Source organism: Caballeronia sp. AZ10_KS36 (assembly GCF_023631105.1).
Taxonomy (GTDB): Bacteria; Pseudomonadota; Gammaproteobacteria; order Burkholderiales; family Burkholderiaceae; genus Caballeronia.
On record NZ_JALQDQ010000046.1, the window covers coordinates 1 to 13688 of the forward strand.

The 13688-nt window shown below is 58.8% G+C and carries 14 protein-coding genes; 9 read left to right on the forward strand and 5 right to left on the reverse strand.

Going from position 1 to position 13688, the window contains the following annotated elements:
* From NCR35_RS27705 to NCR35_RS27720, 4 genes are all read right to left on the reverse strand, one after another.
* On the reverse strand, positions 1 to 1637 hold a 1637-nt coding region (locus tag NCR35_RS27705), incomplete at its 3' end, for a P-loop ATPase, Sll1717 family (protein WP_250537114.1).
* 386 nt (positions 1638 to 2023) lie between these two features.
* On the reverse strand, positions 2024 to 2272 hold the full coding sequence (locus NCR35_RS27710) for a hypothetical protein (protein ID WP_250537115.1): 249 nt from the start codon (positions 2270 to 2272) through the stop codon (positions 2024 to 2026).
* A complete protein-coding gene (locus NCR35_RS27715) occupies positions 2273 to 5392 on the reverse strand; it encodes an SNF2-related protein (protein ID WP_250537116.1) in 3120 nt (1039 codons plus the stop codon). It lies immediately after the preceding gene.
* A gap of 63 nt (positions 5393 to 5455) precedes the next feature.
* A complete protein-coding gene (locus tag NCR35_RS27720; RefSeq protein WP_250537117.1) occupies positions 5456 to 6262 on the reverse strand; it encodes a hypothetical protein in 807 nt (268 codons plus the stop codon).
* Between the two features lie 413 nt (positions 6263 to 6675).
* Between NCR35_RS27720 and NCR35_RS27725 the strand changes: the two genes are divergently transcribed.
* The 9 genes from NCR35_RS27725 (at position 6676) to NCR35_RS27765 (ending at position 11235) form a co-directional block, all read left to right on the forward strand.
* Positions 6676 to 7122, forward strand: a complete 447-nt coding sequence (locus NCR35_RS27725; RefSeq protein ID WP_250537118.1) for a hypothetical protein — start codon at positions 6676 to 6678, stop codon at positions 7120 to 7122.
* Positions 7123 to 7156: 34 nt separating this feature from the next.
* Positions 7157 to 7486: a hypothetical protein gene (locus NCR35_RS27730; RefSeq protein ID WP_250537119.1), complete on the forward strand. Its 330-nt coding sequence runs from the start codon at positions 7157 to 7159 to the stop codon at positions 7484 to 7486.
* On the forward strand, positions 7470 to 8675 hold the full coding sequence (locus NCR35_RS27735) for a DUF1173 family protein (RefSeq protein ID WP_250537120.1): 1206 nt from the start codon (positions 7470 to 7472) through the stop codon (positions 8673 to 8675). The genes NCR35_RS27730 and NCR35_RS27735 overlap by 17 nt, the downstream gene beginning before the upstream one ends.
* A gap of 137 nt (positions 8676 to 8812) precedes the next feature.
* Positions 8813 to 9244: a hypothetical protein gene (locus NCR35_RS27740; RefSeq protein WP_250537121.1), complete on the forward strand. Its 432-nt coding sequence runs from the start codon at positions 8813 to 8815 to the stop codon at positions 9242 to 9244.
* Between the two features lie 8 nt (positions 9245 to 9252).
* Positions 9253 to 9552 carry a hypothetical protein gene (locus NCR35_RS27745; protein WP_250537122.1) on the forward strand — a complete coding sequence of 100 codons (300 nt, stop codon included), beginning with the start codon at positions 9253 to 9255 and terminating at the stop codon, positions 9550 to 9552.
* 70 nt (positions 9553 to 9622) lie between these two features.
* Complete coding sequence (locus NCR35_RS27750; RefSeq protein WP_250537123.1) at positions 9623 to 10018, forward strand: DUF7682 family zinc-binding protein; 396 nt, start codon at positions 9623 to 9625, stop codon at positions 10016 to 10018.
* Between the two features lie 51 nt (positions 10019 to 10069).
* Positions 10070 to 10258 (forward strand): hypothetical protein, encoded by a 189-nt coding sequence (locus tag NCR35_RS27755; protein ID WP_250537124.1) that lies wholly within the window; start codon positions 10070 to 10072, stop codon positions 10256 to 10258.
* Between the two features lie 101 nt (positions 10259 to 10359).
* Positions 10360 to 11025, forward strand: a complete 666-nt coding sequence (locus NCR35_RS27760; RefSeq protein ID WP_250537125.1) for a Lar family restriction alleviation protein — start codon at positions 10360 to 10362, stop codon at positions 11023 to 11025.
* A gap of 69 nt (positions 11026 to 11094) precedes the next feature.
* On the forward strand, positions 11095 to 11235 hold the full coding sequence (locus tag NCR35_RS27765; RefSeq protein WP_250537126.1) for a hypothetical protein: 141 nt from the start codon (positions 11095 to 11097) through the stop codon (positions 11233 to 11235).
* A 125-nt stretch (positions 11236 to 11360) separates the two neighbouring features.
* On the opposite strand, the gene NCR35_RS27770 is transcribed toward NCR35_RS27765, so the two are convergent.
* Entirely contained in the window at positions 11361 to 12497 is a 1137-nt protein-coding gene (locus NCR35_RS27770) for an integrase domain-containing protein (RefSeq protein WP_502801732.1), read from the reverse strand.
* Positions 12498 to 13688: the final 1191 nt, after the last annotated feature.

Below are 13688 nucleotides of genomic sequence, written 5' to 3' on the forward strand. Positions count from 1 at the left end.
TATCGGTCAGATTCATTTTGCCCATGACCTGCATCTGAACACACTTGGGGTGCCAATTCAATGATGCAATGCACTAGACAACGAAGAACAATGGTATCTATAACATCAACCCCGGAGGTGTTCCACCCTTTATCGAGGTTGTCGAATAATATCCAGACCGATTGTTTCTCATTCAAGTAATCGGACAGACTCTCTCGAAGCGCCCGTATATCATGCGAATAGACTAGGGAGGTGACGTCCTCAACCGACAGCCTCGTGTCCGGCGTATCGCCGTACCGTGCCCGATATTCGAGTGCAATTCGATTTGACAGCGTGAGAAGTCGTTCGGAAAAATCTCCCTCTGTGGAGAAGCTCTCGACCTTGTAAGCGGCCTCCAATCTCACATATTTATCGAATAAATCGTGATTGTGCTTATGTATAACGCGGTCCTTTTCCAGGACCTTGTAAGCGACTTCTAGAAGAAGCAAATATTCCCAGAACGCAGTAATAAGGTGCTGTCGCGACCCTTCAGTCAAATACGCGAGAAGATCTTCTTTCAGTTTAATGAGCTGGTATCCTTCGGGCTTCAAGTCGACCATTACGTTACGTTTGTCGCTTCTGATTCTATCCCGGAGCTGCAGAAACAACGCAGTTTTTCCCGATCCTTTCCGACCTACTACTAGGTTCACTTCTCCTCGAAGCGATCGATTGAACTGATCAGTTCGCATGTAATAGTCTGACAGGGTGGTCATCTCATTTTCCGCCGTCGGATCACCGAACGTCAAGCTTTGAAGGGATCTGTCCCCCGCTCTTCTCGGGGGTTCGACCTCTTGGAGATAGTCGGTCACATCCAAAACCAAGCTGGCAATGTGTTCCGCGATATCGTCTGGATGCCCATAGGTCTTCACATCATCCCTGACATCTAGCGGCGAGGCGAAATTAGAGGGCGCTAAAATAAGCGTCGGGCGTTCCATACCATGTGCGAGTCCCGCGACGAACATCGTTCGGACATTGTGGATCTGCGCCCAGTCCTTGTCTTCTCTTTCGAACGATACGAGTACTCCAGCTGATGAGGCCACCTGCTTGATCGCATCGACGGCCGAAAGGCGCGAGTCCTCAGTGGGATTGAAACTTCTATATTTATACCGCGCTTTCTTCAACCGGGAGGTCATCATTGTCGCTGCAGCGCCCTTCAAAGGGGGCTCTACAACATATGCCGGCGCCTTGGTATCGATTGGGTTCTGGATTGACAGAGGAATCTCCCCTATCTCTCCCGTCAAACGATACGCCAAAGATTCATCGTCGTCGTACTCGGAAAACCCGAGCGTGTCGAAGATACCAACTTGCTTTGCAATGTCACGGTCGCCTTTTGTCTTCGAGTGTCTAATCAGAAAAACCCGTTTCGATTTCCCGATCGCGTAACCAATTTCATAAACCACGTTAAGGTTTAGATAGGTGATGTCAGCGACGATGAAAGCGGATTCGTCGATTTTCTCAATGATCGGGGAAATCAGTGGCGTGCCCGCGATATCATTGAATTCCCATCGTTCATACCGGACTTCTTGAGTTCTTGCTGTGACTTTCTTCACGGCACTTCGCAAGATGCCCAGCAGCGACTGGTCTTTAGAAGGATAGGCAACAAAGGCAAACTTGGTCATTCGTTACACCGCTGTGGTCGCGACATTGTTCGTATCATCTCACAAGAGCTGCGGTGCCGACCATCGTACCGTTGGCCAGGCAAAGTGCTCGGCCGTCTAATGGCCGATATTGAGTCGGAGCCGGCGTCTGAGCGGCCAAACGACGCAGCAGGCGAGCGACTCTTTATGGCCGATCAGGTGAGATCGCCAACGGCCGCTTATCGGCACTCCACTTCGCGATACTCGAATTCGGCTGACTGGCCGCTTTGGAGACAGCCGTCTGACCGGAGTCGGTCGCATACGGTCCGTTCCCAAAAAGCCGCGAAGAACCCAAAAAAAACCCGGCTCGAAAGCCGGGTTGTGATCAAAGGCTGTGACAAGCGGCACCGCCCGGATGCCGCTGCGTCCTATGCTGCAGTGCCAGTCCCTGGCGGCAAAGATCGAGACAACAAAGTCGTGACTGCCCCCGCCAAAGTCCACTCGCCAAACTGCTGTTCATGGCTTTCATGGACGAGACGGTCGAGGCACAGCACCTCGACGCCATCGACTTGTACCTTGCCGAGGACTTTCGCCAGCACCGCGCGATTAGAGCCTTCACGTTTAACCGTAACGACGCCCTCCCCGACCACCACAAACACGTTCGAGTCTTTCGGCATTTAAGCTGCCTCCTTCAAAAGTTTTCGCATGTCACCGGACGTTTCCGCCGACAGCAATGCAAGGTCATCGACGAAGCGATCCAGCAACGAATCCATATGCAAAAAAGTCTCGTCGTCCAGTTCCGGCGTCGCCCAGTCCAGCCCCGCCTGCGTCGCATCACGTTTGTGCGCGACCATTTGGTCCTGATACTCGTCGATGCTTCCTGGTAGGTGGAAATAGACGACTTTCAACACGCCCTTCCGGTTCCATCGCAGCGCGCGCCGCATCGCCTGATACTCAATGCGCCACGTCCACGAGCGGTCATAGAAGAGGATGTAGTCGGCGTTCGGCAGGTTGTAGCCGGCGCGGCCCGATGCCTTGGTGGCCATCAGCCCGGTTGCCAGTCCGCCCAAAAAGCGCTTGTCCTTATCGGCCACGCGACGCTTGATCGGGATCTCGCCATGAAACGGGACTGTCTGCACACCATGCGCATCCAGCTCGCGCGCCAGAAGATCGAGCACGCCGGGGTTCTCGGCAAACACGATTGCTTGCTTACCTTCCGCCGCGATTGCACGCATGCGCGCCACAATCGCGCGCTGCTTGCTCGTCAACCCGCCGATGTACTCCACGCCCTCCATCCCGAACTGCGGGTAGTTGGCAGAGAAGTGAACAGCACGGATACGAGCGAGGATCGTCACCAGGTTGCACGCCTTCTTGTCATCGCGCGATGAGCGATACCAATCGGCAAACTCGTCGGCAGCACGCAGGTACGCGGCCAGATGGCCGCGATCCCAGTCGACCGTCTCCACCTCGAACTGCGGCGGCTCGATCCGGATGTAGCGCGACACCTCAGGCTCGGCGACCAGCCGACGCTTGATATGCGGCGCGAGCATCGCCCGGTACAGGTGCAGGTTGCCGATCTTGGGCACCTCGCGCTTCGCCCCGTCCTGCAGGCTCTCCGCGAACTGCCACGTCACCCACTCCAGCACCACGAAGTCGTCCCTGAATCGATCGACGCCGCGCATCGCGTACTCCACCGAATTGATCCAGTTCTGCTCCAGGTAGCCGACGCGATAGCCATACGGCTGAGCGGCCGTTCCGTCACCACCAGAAAACGCGATCAGACCGAACGCATCTCTCGGGTAGTTCGGGACGGGACTTCCCGTCAAAACGAACCGTCGCCGCGCCGACAGCTGCCAAAGCGCGCGGCTCTGATCACTTGTCGGATTGGCGAGGCGCTCGCCTTCGTCGGCCACCAGCAGGCCGATACGGCGGCGAAGTCGATGGGCATACGTCACGCGCCCGGAAGCTGCCTTATCGACCGGCATGCGCAGCCGCTCATACGAGATCAGGTTGATTCGTCGGAGGTCACCAAGGTCCGCCGCTGATTCGATTACCTTCGCCTGATCGGCCGCGATCGGCAACTGGCCGATCTCCTTCAACATCTCCTCGATGAGCCGGGACTCAACGACGATGAGGCCGTGCTTCACACCGGAGACGAGGATCAGCGCCAACGCGAGCCGTGACTTGCCGCAACCCTGCTCCCACGCGACTATGCATCCAGTCGGCTTCAACAGCGTTTCGATCAAATCGTCGACCTGAAACTCCCAGTCGAGCCACTGATCGACGCCGAGCGCCTTCACGCGCGAGCGCAGCGCCGCTGCTTGGTCAGGAAAGCGTGCGCACAGACCTTCGTGCACCACCTCCCATCCCTCACTGACGTTCTCGACCGCGAACCGCGCGTTGAGCTCGTCGACCGACAGGTGATACCAAACGCCCTGCAGCGCGTATCGGTACCGTCCGTCGGCTTCGCGATCAAATTGGACTTCGTCGCCCGCCTTGATGAGCGGACTGGCCCAGCGCGTCGCATCGACCTTGTGGGTCTCTTTCGCGATGCCCGACACCTGATCTCGCGATCCAGCGCCAGTTGTCCACGCCACGTGCCGCAGCGGTATCGCCTGTCGTACGCTGCGACGCATGCGTCTGATGAAGTGCTCCATGAAGCCGGGCGCGAGTTGCGGCTCGCCACCGACGCTGCGGATTCGATCAAGCAACTGACCAAAGGCCGCAACCGGATCGTCTTGCACCAGATACGTTTCCATATCCAGCAAGCCTTGCCCGGAGTAACGGAAGCCACGCGGCAGCCGGTGGCCGTCGCGCGAGTAAATGCGCTTCACGAGAACCGCGTTGAGCACCATCGCTTCGTTGAAGCCGCATGCGAACGACAAGCGAATGCGCCGGCCATCGTGCGAGACCTTGACCGACTTGTCGCCGGTGACCGCACGCGTGATGAACGGCACGCTTTCATCGAGCTTCTGCAGCCGCAGCCGAGCTTCCCCGAAGGATCGCTCCTCGAAGTGCAGCCCGAGGTCTGGGCCTGGCTTGGCCAGATCATCAACCAACGCACGCACGAAGTCCGAGGGACGATCGCGATATCGGTCGAACACCACCACGGCCGTGCGCACATTCGCGCCTTCCGGCTTGAACGCGTCCGCTGGAAGTTCGAACAGGCCAGCCACGCGGCGCTTCAAGCGGTCGCCCTGCTCGCCCGCGATCATCGACTCGGCGGTGGTGATCGGCAGGAGCGCGACGACGATATTCGCCGCCTCCAGCGCTTGGTGGACGGCGTAATCGTGGCTCAACGCGCTGGTGTGCGCGCCGTACCGGCCCCACGTCGTGCATTCCAGCGTCTGCAGGTGCGGCGACTCCAGATGGATTGAGAACGGCGGATTGATGATCGCGATGTCGAAGCGTGCCGGATGGATGTCCTCCATGCCAGCTTGCCGGAACTCGCAATCAAACCCCGCGTCCTCAAACACCTTTTGGCACTGCTGGATGACATCGGCGTGGACGTCCACGCCGTACACGGCATGGCGTTCCGGGTCTGCGTACTGGAGCAGCCGGCCAGAGCCGACCGAGTTATCCAGGATCCGGATAAGCCGATTGACCTTCCAGCCGCTGACGAAGCTCCACATGAACGCCGCAATGGCGTTCGGCGTGAAGAATTGGCCGAGGTGCTGACGGCGCGCCGCGGCCAGCTCGCCCTGATGGGCGATGGACGGCGACTGCGACCCCAAACTTCTGATCGCACGCAACGGCTCATACCAGTCCCGCTCGAACGAAAACAGATCTCTCTGCATGAATTGCCTCTAGAAATGAAAAGACCCGCCGGAGCGGGTCGAAAGGATGGAACGGTGGACGCTTTAGTACCGGTCGCGCGAGGCGAGGTACGTGGCGCCGAACTCACTGATGAAGAGGGACAACGCGTCACCCACGTCGTGAGCGAACTTGAACTGCCACTTGTCGTTGAACAGTACGATCTCCAGCCCCGTGAACGACAGCTTCTCGCGAGTTGAGAACGTCAGTCGATGGACGCTGAAGTTGCGCAGTTGCATCGCCAGCGCGCCGAACTGATGCTTCCTCGCGAAGGTCGCCAAGCCGTCGAAGGTTGTGGCAACCGCCTGCTGAGAGGAGTAATAGACCTCGCGTTGCCCCTTCGAATGGAAGCACGACTGGGAGGTGACGCGCTTTTCGAGAATCACCGCGCTGCTGGTGCGCTTGATCTCGGTATCGGGCTTCAGCCAGAAGCCGTTGATGATGGCTTTCGCAGCCTGCTCGAACGCAACGCGCTCGCCAGCTTCGCCGCCGAACGTTCGCTCGAGGTGTTGCCAGAAGCCGTCCAAGTCAGGGACCTTGCCCTTTCTCAGATCCTCGTCGACGTCGAGGCCGCATCGGTCGAGTTCGCGGCTCTGGTCGATCTCGATTCTGCCGCCGGCAGGTGCGAACTTGCGACTCGCCTCCATCACAAGCCGCGAGAGCAGCCTTCGGCAGAACGTGCTGAGCTCGCGCTCGCCCTTGTATTCGCTTCGCACTTCCATCGCCGAATACTCGGAGAGTCCGTCAGCAAAGACATCGCGTTCCGCTTGAACTACAGCGCCATAGGCTACTGCTGCCGCGGTTTGTGCCGTCTTGAATTGCTCGATTAATTGCGTGTACATGCGTTGCTCCAAGAAATGAGCAGGCGCACGCCCGCAAAGGGGACATGCCCCTGCGGGTTAAGAAAGATATTGATTGCGCGGCGAGCTTGCTTAGCGCCGCATCGTCGATGCGCTAGAAGCGCGGGTGATAGTGCAACAGTACATGCACGAGGTTCCGCCGCTGACACGAAAGGCGATCTTTTCATGGTGCCTTTCGTGCTCAGGCTCGGAAACCTTATCCACAGTTTCTGTGGCTAACCTTGGGGATAACCTCAGCCGCCGCCCGCCGTTGGCGATACATCTACGGTTGGCGCAAAACGCGCAAGCGCGCGCATCCGCCCCGAAAGGCGCAACTTTTTCGGTCCCTTTCGCCGGTCCGCCGCTGGCCTGCTGACATCAGAATTTCGAGGTGCACGCGCGTGCGTGCAATCCCTTCGAGCACGTCCATGAAAGTAAGTCACATTGCGACCATCGCGTTCCTTAGTGCCTCAGCCATCGGCATGACCGGAGCGGTCAGCGTTGTCGCGCGCCAGTTCACGATCGAACGCTCAGCCGTTCAGGTCGTCGTTGATACAAGCATCGCCGCACGACTTCAGGGCTTGTCCGACGCGATGGAACACGTCCCGGCCGCTGGCCGTCCATTTCTGCTGTCTAAATACGGCTTCAGGGACGAGACGGCGCTTGCTGCAGCCCTAGCAGCCCAGCGACGTGACCTGGACTCAGCAGAGAGACTGCGCGCTGCGGAACTCGCTGCCAACGAAAAGCGATTAGCCGCTTTGCTGGCGGCATGCGGCTTCAGTGCGATCGTCGCCATCATGGGGGCCGTTGCGCTCTACGACGCGCACGTGGCTCGAGGCCGAGCCACGCGCGAAGCCAATGCCATTGCCGCCTAGCGCCGTGCGACCAATTTCGCCTTATCAAAACAAGATGAATCTGATCGTTGTTAGCTTCGAGGACTTCACGAAGGACGCCGCCGGCGCGCGTGCTGACTCTGTACCGTCTCCTGGCTTCCCCGACAGCTGGATCGACGCGCTCGTCGGAACCGGCTCCGTCTTTTCGCGCGACGAAGCCGCGCCCGGCGCTGTAAAGACGATCGGCCTTCGCTTTCCGAGCGGCGAGCACGCCGAGCAGTTTTGCCTGAGCGTACGCAAAGTGGCCAATCTCCTCGGGACCCGTGCACACATCCACAAGGTTCCTGCCAATCAGGTGGACCTCACACTGAGCGAGGCCTCAAGACATCGTGCAAGTGTCATTTGACGGACTCACAGTCGCACTCGAAGACGTTCAAGACAACCCGGCGCGGTATGCGCGCCAGCTCGAACGCGCAAAGAAGTCACCGGGATACGCTGTATGCCACTGCCGGGAGCGCGTCGCGCGCAAACCGTTGCGCCTCGTTGTGCGACGCTACGGCGCGCTTTTTCATCTCGCAAGATGGCCTGACGACGGGCCAAACCACGACGAGATCTCATGTCCGTTCTATGCCGCGGCGTCAATCAAAGATGGAAGAACGCCCGACGCCCTCAGTGCAATCCAGCAAACGCCCGCTGGGCTGAACGTCAAGCTCGACGTCTCGCTATCTGTTCGAACGCTCGAACGGTCGATACGCGCTGAAGGCGGCTCCTCGCTCACCACCACAACTCGCCGCGCGGCGCCGCTCCTTGGGTTGTTGCAACGCGTTTGGCTTGAGGCCAATTTGCACGTCTGGCAAGGAGGTTCTACCCGCGGTTGGGGCCAGTGCAACGCACAGCTCGTGGCCGCTCTTGGCGATGGCAAGCTTAACGGTAAGCCTATCCACGAGGTCTTGCATGTCATGCGTCGACACGACGAGAGCCAAGCGCAATCCATTGTCGCCGAGTTCAATGCGTTTCTAGACGAGATTACGAACACACCCCAAGCATCTCAACGGCGTTTGCTGCTCGGCGAGCTCCGCGGCGTGATGGCCTCGAAGTACGGCTTCGTCGTCACGCTGCGCCAAACGAAGCGCACATTCTTCGCCTCCCCACACGTTATCGAATCGGCCGCCGCGTCGTTTAGGTCCGCCTGGGCGATGGTCGGTAACGCTAGTGCGCGCGTCGTGATTCTCGCCTTGATCGAGCGGACGCGGGACGGAAATCTTCGGATCATCGATCTTGCGCTGCAACTGTGCAGCAGCGGTTTCCTTCCCTGCGATTCGAGCTATGAGGTGGAGATGGCCAACCGGCTCGTTGCCGAGCGCCGACGTTTCATCAAGCCTTTGAGGCTCGAGGCCGGCGACGTCATGCTGCCCGACTTTCAACTGACGGACACCCGACAGCCGACGGCGATCGAAATTCATGGGATGCAAGGCAATGAGCAATACCTTGCCCGCAAGAAAGAGAAACAGGCGCTGTACGCGCGCGACTCAAAGCCGTGCGTTGAGTGGATCCCCCGGCCGACCTCGCGTCAGTACGGCTTCCTAAACCGTTGACTTGACGGTCGCGCCTTCTAGGCTACTTTGAGCGCATCCGTAAATGTTGAGCAAATGATATGGCCTCAAACTCGTTTTTTCTGAATCGAGCAGTCGCGCGTAACGCCGACTGGCAAGTGAATTACCCCGCGCTCGCGATGGCCAGCACCATCGACGCCGTCGATGAACGACGCAAGCAGATCGTCGTTGCTGCCGCGGACGAAACGTCCCTACGCGCGGTGTTCTTCAGTTCCCTCGGTGCAATACTCGACTTCCACGCGACTTGGGATGAACTGGAGCGGTCAGGCAAGGGATGGCTCGCGTTCACCATACGCTGGAACCGGTGGTGGTTGCCCAACGTTGATCACGTTAAATGGCTAGAGCAGCACGCGTTCGCGCCAACTGACCTTCGCTTCGCGAATCGGGACCAGGCGATCGCCGCCGGTGATACCGCGTCTTTTCGCGAATTCCTCGATGTAGTTGAACTCCACTATCGCCGCGACCCAGCCATCTCCAGCATCTTGTTTGCGCCTAACGCCATTGCGGCCGTCGAGACTTCGCCAATCGATACGGCCACGCGTCATTCATAAGACCGTCGATGCGCAAGGTCATTCCCTTCGGCAAGCGAGCCGTCGCTCCTAACACGCCCCGCGATGTTAAGGCCCAGTGTGCACACCGAAATCTTCGGCTCGTCGAACGCGGCGGTATCGTCATGTGCGCCGATTGTCATGTCACGCTCAGTCCGTTTTGGGCGCTGTCGATGATGTCCGAGCAGTACGCCTTGGCGATGGGGCACATCCACCGGCTCAAATCTCGAATCGAGCTCGCCGACGCTCGAATCCTAGAGTTATCGCGGGAACTCGATGCGATGTCGCCGGGCGAAAAGAAGCCCGAATAAGTCGTCTACCGACACTTGACCAACCGTCGAACAGTGGTGCAATAGATCACCAACGACTCAGGAATGCACCATGAAACGAACCTTCGAATGCGGTCACAGCGGCAAGGGCAAATACTGCCACGCGTGCGCGGCTGAAGAGAAGCAGAAGGCTGAGCGCCGTCTCGCGCTCGAAGAGAAGCGCGCTGCGAAGCGAGTCTCGACCACCGACGATCCGATCGACCTTTCCATGGTGCGACACCTCGCGGCCGTACAACGAGAGGCAAGAGATCTGCTCGCAAAGGTCAGTAGCGGCGTGCATCCGTTTTCACTCGACGGAAAGTTCATCAAGTCCTCGGCCGGCAAGCTGGTTTCCGTGCCAGTTGGCCGATCCTATCGCCTGCTCTTTGACGCCCCATCGCTCGCACCGCTACGCCTCGTCAGTCACGAAGACTACAATGGGATTGCGGCGAACCGCGTAGCGGCATGACGTCCCTCGACTCACGCTTCGCGCCGTAATCCTCTCGAGGAGGTACTCGCGATGAAGGTCGGTCCGAATTTGGCGTTGAGAACCGCGATCAACGCGCTACGCGACATCGTCGAAAGTGAGCGCATGCCGAACGGCATCCCGCTAAGCGACGACGAACGGGAGTTGCATCGACTGTCTGCCGATGAACTCGAGAAGCAACTCTTGGCACTGAAAAGTCTAGTGGGCCGGCTGGAAAGGTGACTTTCGGCCAGCGCGGTCGGGCACCCTCACGCAGGTAGCTATAATCCACGGCGGCTTACAAATATTTCAAAGCGCCGGACTGCCGGCGACAGGACAGCGCCATGACTGACGAACTGTTTCCCTGCGACCATTGCGGCGGGAAGTGGTCTTTCGGATTCTCGCAGCGATTAGTCGGACGTCCGTCGGCTCCTGAGCGCGACTTTGCTCGCCTCGGCAACAGTTTGGCGCCGCCCATGCAAGACATGGAACCGCGCTCACCGTACGACGTTCCCTATGAGAAGGTCTGCTGCATTTTCTGCGAAGAATGCGGGATGCAGACGCCTTGGATCCCGATCGGCAACGACCGCTACGCTGCACTGGACAAGGCCGGCGAGATTTGGAATGCTCGGATGCGGCGGCCGAAAGCCACCGAGGGCGATCTGCTTCAGCTCGTAAGAAAAGAAGTTAGCGCAGTCGACGATGCTTACCTGATCGACCTCCTCTCGAGGAACGAAGACGACTGGGAGAAACGCGGGCCGATCTTCCAAATGCTCGCCAAGAAAATCGCCGACAGCAAAATTACAATGAGCGAGTTCTGGCCAGTCGACACAGTCCTCCGCGATGCGGCGCGATACCGAAAGCTGCAGCAGCTAGCGAAGCGCATATACATTGACGGAATCGCTTCGGTCCAGTTTCCCCGGATTCCCGCGACAGGCGGTGACGAAGGCAACTTTGAAAACAGCGTCAACGAGGCGGTCGATGACCTCCCCGACCGCAACCGCTGGTGACTTGACTTCATTCGGCGCCGGTCATACTGAAGGAACCTACAAACTAGACACGGCAAACAAGGACCGAATATGTCACCCATCCAGTACATCGTCGCCGCCTACCGACTCCGCAACAAACTAGCGCCGCAGCTTTTTACGCTGCTCGCCCTCGGCGTGATCCTGACGTATCACGCGATGACCAGTCCGCAGTTGAGCTGGCTCTTGGACTGAAACGCGAAAGTGACGCTCTCCGGAGAGCGTCCCATTCAAACAGCCCTAAGAGTCAAGTTGTTGAATTTAAGATAAAAAAGCCCTGTTACAAAATGGGCCGGATATTCACACCCCCCTTAGTCGGCTCACTTTTCGCATTGTAAAATGCGGTACAAGCCCGTTCTAGAGATACCGAGAGCGGCGGCAGCAGCCTTCTTCTCGCCGTTGCTAGCGGCGAGCGCATTGTTGACCTGCTCAATCGTCACCTTTGGCGTTTTCAGTTTCCTCTGGGCAGAGTAGCTCGACAGGTAAGCACCCGCCTTTTGCTTGCGGCTGTGCCCGGCCGCCTCAACGACCGCTTGCATTGCTTCATCTTGCATTCGTTTGTCCGCCCGTGCGTCGCTTCCTTTGATCGGCGCTGGAACACCCGCATATCGCGCAAACATCTGTTGCAGGTACTCGTGCCTGAGGCCATGGCAGGTAACGCCCAGACCGGCTTTCGTCACACCGTGTCGCTTGAGCACCGTGTAAAAGTGGTCCTTCCATTGGGTCTTCGTATAGCCATCCGGAATCGTTGATCCGGTAGTGCTGTTGACGTAGTTTGCCGCTTCCCGCAGAACATCAAGCTTGAAATCGATCGGGACGGTGCGTCCTCGACCTCCCTTCGTGCCGTGAACCACATTAAGCCGGCCGTCCTTGCGCACTGCGTCTATTGGCCTCAGCAGGAAGCTTTCCTCGACCCGGAGCCCGAATGCTGACTGCAACTTCATCTGCACGGCGACCACCGGATCGGTCTTCGCGATGCCGTCGATGATTAATGCGGCATCAATGCCGTTGCCTTCCCACGATTTGTCCTCCGTCGCAACATAGGACCGATGGAAGTCGTGCTCGTCCCTATCGATATAGTCCGATAGCTTTCTGACAAGATTGGGCTTGCCGATCCACTGTGCGAACGCGCGGAAGTACGTCAACTTGTTTTCGATCGTCCCTGGGCTCTGGCCTTTCTTGTGCCAGAGCGTGACAAGGAACTCGATGTGCTTCTCCTTGAGAGCATACGGCGACTGGAGCGCGAATCCGTTTTCGCGCAGCTCGACGAACGACCGGCAAAGCTTGCGCAGGCGATAGTCCTGCGTCTTGACCGACAGCGGCTTGCTGCTGATTCGCGTACGGCTGTGGACGCGATTCACATTGGCGGTGAACAGCACGTCGAGCGCCGATTTGAAATCGGCACGTAACCCCGGGTAGTCCGCCAGAATCCCTTTCACGTAGACAGTCACCGTCACCTTTCAATCCCCCTTTTTGTTCAGCTTTTCGCGCGCCGCTAGGTACATGTTCCGGCCTCTCTCAAACGCGCTTGCAAACTCGCCGTTTAGCGCGGCGCCGTAAAGCAGCGATTTGCCCGGCGGCCACGATCCGGCGGCCCAGCCAGCAATGGCCGCGTGTCGCAACGCTCTTCGCCTCGAACGTGCATCGTCAAAGCCGTACCTCGCAGCAAGTCGCCACATCGACCACGCGACGTCGGCTTCGAACATATGGTCTATGCCCGTGAACGTCCTCTTGCACCGCCCGCCCTGCCTGTAACCCGTGTCCGAAAGGGACCGAATTGCGTTCGCTCGCCGGCCTTCAGCGTTGTCCGGGGCAACATGCGGGATCACGGAGCTCGAGGCCGCTCGCCGCAGGAGTTCCGTAGAACTAGGCTCCTCCGCGCAGTCGCTGGTACGAGTTGCCGCGATGACATCAAAGTCCAATCCTGCCTCTAACGCCGGGTCGCAGAGAACGCACGCTATTGTTTGATGGCTTCAGCACCGCCTTGTCCTCTTGTGAAAACCGATTCGACGACCGTCCGCTATCTTTGCGCGGTGCGCCGCCGTTTGCTGCCGCGTCGAATGCCCCGGGAGCCTATCCCCGAGTGCTGTCTGCGCTGCACGCTGCGTATCCCCGCCGGGTCCTGCCTTCCTGTCCTTTAGCGATTCCATTCGATAGCCCCGCACGTGGAAGAAACGTGCATCGACCGTCCGTATTGCCGCGTGCTGCGAGTCTCACGCTTCGCGTGGTGACCGCCACTGACAACTGCCGGTGCCAATCAACGCGGGCCCGCTTCGCGGCACCTCTCGTCGTTGAGTGTTTTTCCCCGCTGCTGTCAGCAGTCCAATCGCGCGCTTTTCGCTGCGCGACTCGGCTGTGCCGCTGCTACGGCTACCGCGCCGGCCAGAGCACGCTCTCGCGCGCCCGTGTGCCCCGTCTTTTGACAGCACGACCTTGGCCATTTGCTCGGTAATCGTTATGCGCTGTTTGTTCTCCGGTTGCGCCGACCGTTCGTCTTCCGTACAGAGTTAAGTCCGCCTTCCGTGGCTCGCTCATCCCCCATCCCAAAGCGCGTTCAATCGGCCGCGGTGTGTCGGGCCTCATGCAACGTACCCAGCGTCGTGTGCTGTAGGGATGCGTCCATCGTCGTTGAGGTACTCAGCAGCAGC